Raw genomic sequence first — 7,395 nt, forward strand, 5'->3', positions numbered from 1 at the left:
GAGAAGGGAGGATGCTGGAGATTGTTCGGACATGGATGCACAACATGAGTCAATGATCCACCGCCGCCATCAGACCGAAACCGCAATGTCGGCCGGCGCGAACTGCCCTAGGCCGAAGTGGGCGGCGTAACCGAGGGCTAGCGGGCCGGTGATTCCCGATTTGAAGTGGAGCCTAAGCCGGGCGAATCGTTGTACTGGGTCGTCGGAGTTTTGTCTTGTCCGGCGGAACTCGCGCAAGGACAAGCCGTCGATCGGTTCGCGGTCAGCGTGGACGTCGATCAGTGCGCCGATGCCGAGTTTTGCAATCAGTTCGCGCGCGACGTCGGCGGCGGTTTGCGTGGGCTTAGGGAAGCGCGGGCAGACGAAAGGTGTCGTCGAAACCCATTCACGTGACGAAGCGAACATCGGCTGGTTGAAATCGCCAGGCACGCCGACGCCGACAATTCGCAGTTGATAATCCTTTCGCTTTTCCCCGTGGCCGGTGTGCATGGAGCGGAGCGATTCCAATGCGGCGATTTCGTCGTCGTTGAGTGACGCGGGTGCGTAGACGGTGACGTGAGAGAGATGCGCGCGATCGTCGGCGGAGTTCGTGGGCAGATAGAACGCGTGCCGGTGGCCTTGCATCGGTTGGCCGTTGGCGTCGTGCCCGCTAAGGGTTTGCGAGCCGGGGCCGGTTTCGGGGAACTTGCGAAGGACCGCGTAGCGAAATGCTTCGGCGAAGGGAAGTGTGTCGAACGTGCGCGGCAGCACCTTGCCGTCGATGAGAAACCGCACGACCTTGATGGCGGGCTTGGCTCGTCGTGCAGAAGGTGTGCGTCGAATGGGACGTATATTTTCTGCAGGACGCGCGTAGTTCACCCAGCGTGATCCGGGAACTGCTGGCCATTTCTTCGCGTGGATCGTTTCGGTATCCAGGCACAAGTGCCAGCGCGGGCAGTCGAACAGGTAGTCGGCAGGATTGATCTTCCCCTTGGCAAGTTTGCCCGCGTCGTGCGTGGGGTAATGCTCGTCGTCAAATGCGGTGGCAGGGTCGGGGCAGAAGACGCGCAGTGGATTGGAGTCAAGTTGGTCGGAGACGGTCAGATCAAGCTCGACAGAGTCGTCGGAGATGGCTGCGTGCGTCCAGCTCTCGGCCCGGCCGAGCGAGGTGAGGTTGTCGAGCAGCCGGGCGAGCACCGTCCGATCGTCAGGCGATAATTCCGCATCAGGCCAGCCGACGTAGAGTGATTCGGAGCGGCTGACGCTGACGAAGGTGTCGAAGATCAGTGCGCGGTCGGCGGGGCCTTTCTTTTCCCACGGCATGTAGTGCCGCGTGTGTGCCGTCCGATGAGGTGGCAGTTTGAAGCGTGGCGGCGGAGTCATCGCCTGAAGGATTCGCTTGACCTTCGCTTCGGGAACGTCGGCGCAGGTGCGCTTCCAAGCGGCCACCAGTGCGCGGAGCAATCGCCACGGACTGGGCGGCCATTCGACGACGCCTTCGTTCACATGCCTGCCCCACGGTGTGGCGTGATACCGCCCGGCGGGGAAAGTGAGCTTGATGAGAATGGGCATGACGCGCTCCGATTATTTGCTGTTGGACCAAGTCAGTTCGGTGACGATCGGTTTTGCGAACAGTTCTTGGCACTTCCCGATGAGTGTGGCGATCGAGTTGCCGAACGCAGTCGATTCTGGGAACACGAACTTGTCGGGCCGCTTGACGACGATCGAGGAAGAACCGTTCACAAGTTCCAGTTCGCACGCCGTGCGAAGCCGCATGTTGGAGTCGAGGAATTGCCGAACCTTCCAGAGCGAAAGTGCGATCAGCAGGTTCGTCGCGTCGTCCGGGAGTCCGTAGCCGCGGATTTGCGCGAGGTCGATGCTGAAGTAGGCGGTGATGGATTGGGCGGTGAACTCGGTTCGGTGGAAGGGGACGTTGCCGTACCCGCCTTTTGCGTCCACGCCTGCGACGCTCGGCTTGGGCAACACGCGGTCGAACTTCACACCGCCACTATCAGCCCGGCCCACGCCGCTGGCTTCAATGAAGGCTGAGAGGGCGCGAGGATGCCGCAACCTGCCCGCGATCTTCTCGAGAAAGATGCCGTGAATCAGCGAGTTCGGATCGTACTTGAAACACACAGCAGCAAGCTTGCGAAGGTTGACCACGCCGGCGACGTCATCCGGTTCCTTTTCGGCCTCTGCACTTGGCACTTCAGCAATCGACTCGGCGGCAGCGCCCTTCTTCTCCTTCTTTGGCTTGCCTGCGACGGTGCTCATGCCGAGTTGGGGCTTGAGAACATCCGCGAAGGATTTGTCGCCGAGGGTGCCGCTCATGATGTATGGCGAGTTCAGCCTGTGAAACTCCTGCAGGCTGGTCGTAGTATCCGTGCCGTCGCCGAGGCCCGCGAGTTTGACCAGCACATAGGGCAGGCCCTTGAGCGCTTCGGCGATGGTGTTGTTGCCTTCGTCCCAGCAGACGGCTTCAAGACGGTTGGCCATCGACTGGGCGGACTCGATCAGCAGCGTGGGAATGACCCCGCCGTTGCCGTCGGGCGCGTCGTAGAGCGCGGGGCCGAGGTCGGGGAATCCGGTCGGCTGGAACCGCTTGCCCTGCACGGGTTGGAGGGCGGCTTCGATCAGGATGCGTGGTGCGGACTTGAGTGCCGCGAAATCAATCGACAAGGGAGGCCTCACTTTCTTCTATGGGGTAAAGGATAGTTTTTGCGATTTGCTTGAGATCATCGTTTGAGAGTGGGAACAGCATCGACGCGAGCAAGCGGGTCGGATCGAATCGGCTGACGACATCAAGCGAATGCCCGGAGCCGCGACGGTTGCGATAGCCGACGGGCATAAGGCCGCCTGACTTCAGCCGACGCGCGGCCCGTGTGACGCACTGCGAGACGGCATCGCGACGGCCGGTGGCGAGTTGATGGAAGACATCTGGATCGTGGACGGCATTCGCAGCGCCTTCGCGATCGATGTTCCAGTGTTTGCCACTTGCGACAATGCTGCGCGAGTTGACGAGTAGTCGTGGCAGGCCGAACTCGAGGGGAGCGCCGAGTGAGCTTCGTTCCAGTCGAACCTGTTCAGCGGGAAACTCGACGCAGATGAGTCCCCAGAGCAGGTCGGCGAGTTTGTCGTCGTCGGTGTTGCCGTGGAGGAAGTCGATGACGTCGTCGAGCCTTGCGAAGTACGAAGAACGGATCGGAACGCCCTCGATCCCTGCGCGATACGCTTCCATCTGCCTGCGTTTGAAGACGGCAGCCAGATTGTTGGCAAGCGATGGCTTCGACCAGACAGCGGAGGTGCTGCCGGAGTTCCAGTTTACAAACTTCGTGACTTCAACCTCTTCAAGGAATGCACGGATTGGGCCGACTTCGTTCTTCTTCGTTTTGCCAATACCCGCGAGACTGGCGGCAAGTCGAAATTCGGCGGAGCCGTCGTGGGCTTGTTCGAGCCATTGGCTGCTTAGACCAAAGAGTGGGCGAATGTATTTCTCTTTGGCAAACGAAAGGCCGCGAGCGAGGGTTCGCTCGGCAATCCCGATCGCACGAACAATGTCGAGCAGATACTTGGAGTCGTTGCCGATCTGACTACGGCAGGCGAAATCGAAGTAGGTTCGGTCGAGATTTCGAAGCGCGGCCTGATATCGCGCCGGTGTTTTCTCTTTGTCGTTACAGGCACGGCGCAGGCGATCGATCCATGATCGTAGCGGCGGGTCTTCAAGTAGCCGGGCGACGGGACGAAAGCGAACTTCGATACGTCCGAGCGGAGCGGCGAGGAATGCAAGTCCGTTCCGCTTTAGAAATGCGAAGCGGACGAACGCGTCGATACCGCGATCAACGCCCAACAGATTCACTGCCAATGCGAACTCGACTGCGTTGCGCGCCTGGTTTCGTCCGAGTTGCGCCCTGCCCTGCGAAATAAGGTGTTTTATCTCGCCGTATGAAGAGGGAGAGGACCAGAGTGGCATCCACATTTCGGCGCGCGACCCGTCGCTTGTTTCTTCGCTGACCGTGGACGATCCGTAGCCGACTGCGACGGAATCGACGACGAACGGAAAGACAGAACGCATCGACTCGCTTGAACCCATCCGACGCGAGACTGCACCTGCGAATAGCATTGTGCCTTCGATCATCAGGATGTAGTCCCACGGATTGACCCGGGAATCGGCTTCGAACTTTCCCTGTGTGCCGTTCGGGCCACCGATGCCGCCAGGATTGAACTGGCCGACGGCCGACTTCCCGAGTTCGATGAGTGTGTCGGCGAGAAGCGATGAGTGCAGGAGCGATGTCGACTCTGAAAGATCCCCTGCGTTTCCGAGTGCAATAACCTCTGCGACGCGCTGCATGAAATTGCTGGTGAAGTCGAGTCGGCCGTCATTTCCGCCGGTGCCGAGAAGTGGAAAGTACGTCGGACGGTTCTCACCAAGTACAAAACACGTATCGAGCCATGAGATCACTTCATCGGCTAGCACTGATCGACACGCGATTAGCACAGACTCCTTGTCGTCGTCCTTCGGCTTTGTTGACGGAATGATCGTGCGGGCGAGATGAATCGTCTCGCGATAGCGGGCAAACCTTTCAGAGGTTGATTGCTCAACTGCAACAAGCGGCCCTGATCCGCCCCCGTAGAAACCGCTTCCTCCGTTCCACGGAGCAATCACCGGTGTTGGTGCGTATTCATCGATGAAGAACTTCGCCAGTTCTTCACGATCCAGAGTGGTGTGAAGCACTGCGACCCCGAAACGCCAGGAGAGTCGGGCGGCAGGGTCTTTCTGTTCGGCGACGAGCCGAAACACGCCCAGGGCTTTGAGATAGCTCATCAGCGGTTCGGGCGTGCAGCCGGGGAGTTCGATTTCGTTCAGCATGATTCGGCCTCCTTCTTGCTGGCACGCACATCGGCGATTCGCAGGATTGCCTCGAGGAATGCGAGTTTGAACGGCCCGTGTTCTTTGAGCAGATCGAGTGCATGGGCGGTCCAACTGGTGTCGCCACCGAGTTGCATGGGCGTGAGATCGAGCGTGATCAGCGGCGATGTAACACCGTCGCCCAGATCGACCGAGGGAAGGACGTCGCCGGAACGGATGCCGAGTGCGAACAGCGTTTGTTCGTCATCAGGCATATTCTCACCGGGTAAACTGCGGATGCTAAGACGCACTTTGCCGTGATGTGCTGCGATGAGGTAAGCAACATCGAAAGGCAACGACTGTTGGAGCGCAGCGAGTGCCGAGCCGAGTTCGTGTCGAAAATGCGGGCGGTCGTAGCGCAGCTTGCCCTTCTTGCCGGATTTGGCCCACAACCGGTTTAGATCGAGCGTGTTGTTGAGTTTGACATAGGCGTTCTGACAGGCGGGCAATGCTTTCCCGACGTCATGCCATCGGGCGGCGGATTCGAAGAGTGGGATCTGTTCGTCGAGTCCGAGGGCTTTCAGGATCGCGCGAACCTCAGCGACGACGTTGCTGGTGTGCTGGGCGATCATGAGGGCGACGGGCGATGCGGAGTTGGGGTCAGAGCCCGTTGCCTCGTTTGGGACACTGGCCATAAGTGGACTGGGATCAACCTTTGATTTTGAACCGGAATCCCAGCCGGTCGTGGAGGAGTATCCACCCGCATTACAGGGGAGCATTATAACCAAGCCTGGCCGAACTTGCCGCGCTTCGAGTTTCGCCCAAATGTCTTCTAGGTGATCCCAGACGTAGGCATTCGCGCCGTCCTTACCTTCAATAAACTTCTTGAACTGGCCGACGGGCACGCTGCACAGTTCGGCGCGTTCGGGGCTGAGTTGTTCGCCGGGGGCGTCGTTGAATTCGCGCCAGAAGACTTGGACGTCGGTATCAGGATCGTCACTTCGAACAAACCGCTGGATATCAATGTCGTTGCCAGACAGGTCAGGCGTGGTGTCGAAGAGGTCGATTAAATCGCGCCGGCGAAGAACGTGTTTGTGCTCGAACGGGAGCTTGATGTCCTCGGTTCGCTTGAAGTCATCGAGCGACTTCGGAGAGACATCTTTACCTTCAAGTTTGACGAGTTGATCGCGGGCAAAATCGAGATCAGACACTTCGTAGGGCAGATGTGACTTCTCAGGCAAGTCTATCCATGAAACTCGGGCGGGATTGTCAGCGCTGCCGTCGTCACCGGTGCGATTGCATCGACCGATCCGCTGCACCATGCTCGCCCAGGGCGCGAGGTCAGAGATGAGCGTTCGGCTGGAAATATCGACGCCCGCTTCGACGACTTGGGTGGCGATCAGGATGCAGTCGCCGGGCGATTTGCCTTGCAACTCGACGTTGAGCAGTTCTCGCTCGGCGGGCCGAAATCGCGAGTGAACCAGCAAAAGTGCGGGTGTTGGACTCTTCTTCCGCAACTTGGCTAGCTCGCTGTATACATCTTTAGCACGATCAACCGTGTTGACAATGACGAGCGTCTGAGTGCCGACCTCGTGAGTTTCAAAGATGGCCTTCGCGACCGCTCTGGCGTCGGGCGTGGGTGTGTCGAATTGCCGCAGTACCTTCGCTGCCGTCATACGCTTATTCAGCGGCAGCTTCGGGTCGTAGTCGGCATCGGTCAATTCCAGCGGCGGCTCTGGAAACCTGCCGCGGAAGTCGATGGTGTCGAGCCAGTCCGGTTCGAGCGTGGCGGACATCCACACCGATGGGCAGTCGAACGAAAGCCCTAACGTCTTCCGAAGCCCGGCGAGTTGTGCGGATGTGCTGACACCACTGCCCATCAGTTGCGGCTCGTCAAAGACCCAGAGGCAATCGTTATTGAGAAGGGCGAAGTCGATCGGCCAGTGGAACCGGCTGGCGGCGTATCCGCGGTTCAGCGCGCGGGACAGCAGCATGTCCTGCGTCCCGATTAAGATTGCCGGGCGTTCCGGGCGAAGGTGCCAGTCATCAGTATCAGCTCCGCCCATCAGGACGTGGACGTCTATGTCCGATTCGAGTCCAAGGTTTTTGATCCATTTGCTTGCCTCCCGATGTGACTGCTCGACAAGTACGCGCATCGGCAGGCAGTAGACCAATCGACGCGGCGTGGCTGGCACATTCTGGAAACGCCAAAGCCATCCCAGAATCGCTGCTGCAGTTTTCCCCGCGCCGGTTGGCACTCCGAGTAAATGTGGGAGAGCCTTGGCGGAAGCAAATTCCCGCTGATACGGATAGCTGTCCGTCATCCCGGTCGCGTGTTGGAAGAAATTCGAGAAGTTGTCAGGCATCGTGTCCTTGTATCAAGCGGATGTTTGAATCCCCGAACTGTCTACATTCCTAACCTTCACTCTCAAATGCAAAGCCCTGCTCCACCCTCGACAGGACGGCCGCGAAGCGGCGTTGCGCCAGGCGACGGAGGTGGTGCGCCGGGATCGGTCTTCCACGCGCCGCGGCGAGGCGGGCGTCGTGGAAGGTTCGCACCACGCACCACC

4 protein-coding genes are annotated in these 7,395 nt (G+C 59.4%); all 4 read right to left on the reverse strand.

The window, feature by feature from the left end; genetic code table 11:
- Positions 1 to 69: 69 nt before the first annotated feature.
- Genes csb2 through cas3 form a run of 4 tightly spaced genes read right to left on the reverse strand, consistent with a single transcriptional unit; the run spans position 70 to position 7,191 of the window.
- On the reverse strand, positions 70 to 1,551 hold the full coding sequence (gene csb2, locus SGJ19_14190; GenBank protein ID MDZ4781399.1) for a type I-U CRISPR-associated protein Csb2: 1,482 nt from the start codon (positions 1,549 to 1,551) through the stop codon (positions 70 to 72).
- A gap of 12 nt (positions 1,552 to 1,563) precedes the next feature.
- Positions 1,564 to 2,658, reverse strand: coding sequence for a type I-U CRISPR-associated RAMP protein Csb1/Cas7u (cas7u, locus tag SGJ19_14195; GenBank protein ID MDZ4781400.1), 1,095 nt, complete (start codon positions 2,656 to 2,658; stop codon positions 1,564 to 1,566).
- A complete protein-coding gene (gene csx17 / locus SGJ19_14200) occupies positions 2,648 to 4,846 on the reverse strand; it encodes a type I-U CRISPR-associated protein Csx17 (protein ID MDZ4781401.1) in 2,199 nt (732 codons plus the stop codon). Before csx17 ends, cas7u begins: the two co-directional genes overlap by 11 nt.
- A complete protein-coding gene (gene cas3 / locus SGJ19_14205) occupies positions 4,840 to 7,191 on the reverse strand; it encodes a CRISPR-associated helicase Cas3' (GenBank protein ID MDZ4781402.1) in 2,352 nt (783 codons plus the stop codon). Before cas3 ends, csx17 begins: the two co-directional genes overlap by 7 nt.
- Positions 7,192 to 7,395: the final 204 nt, after the last annotated feature.

This window comes from Planctomycetia bacterium (assembly GCA_034440135.1).
In the GTDB taxonomy this organism is placed as follows: domain Bacteria; phylum Planctomycetota; class Planctomycetia; order Pirellulales; family JALHLM01; genus JALHLM01.